At 44.1% G+C, this 381-nt stretch carries 2 tRNA genes; both read right to left on the bottom strand.

The features are described from left to right. Positions 1–87 precede the first annotated feature (87 nt). Positions 88–163: transfer RNA gene (locus tag L1077_RS27250), tRNA-Ala, on the bottom strand. Between the two features lie 112 nt (positions 164–275). Continuing rightward, a tRNA-Ile gene (locus L1077_RS27245) sits at positions 276–352 on the bottom strand. Between the last annotated feature and the right edge of the window lie 29 nt (positions 353–381).

Genomic DNA, 381 nt, shown 5'->3' with positions numbered 1-381 from the left:
GAGAATAACTTCTCAGAGTTAAAAACTCTCAGTTTATATAAATTTAAACTAAGTAAGAGTGCTTATCTTTAAGAAGTGGTAGTAAAGTGGTGGAGCTAAGCAGGATCGAACTGCTGACCTCCTGCGTGCAAGGCAGGCGCTCTCCCAGCTGAGCTATAGCCCCACATTACTAGGAATACATTGTTTGTTTACACTTCTTTTCGAGGCAAGGCTTTAAGCGAGGACGTTTAGTGCTTTCTAAACGACGAGCTTAAAAACGCAGCATCGGGAAGAAGTGGTGGGTCTGAGTAGACTTGAACTACCGACCTCACGCTTATCAGGCGTGCGCTCTAACCAGCTGAGCTACAGACCCAAACAATGTTGTGTTCTCTAATTCTAATC

It is taken from the genome of Pseudoalteromonas luteoviolacea, from assembly GCF_021654285.1.
Taxonomy (GTDB): Bacteria; Pseudomonadota; Gammaproteobacteria; order Enterobacterales; family Alteromonadaceae; genus Pseudoalteromonas; species Pseudoalteromonas luteoviolacea_J.
The sequence above is the reverse complement of the archived record's forward strand: the minus strand, read 5'-3'. Positions and strand labels throughout refer to the sequence as shown.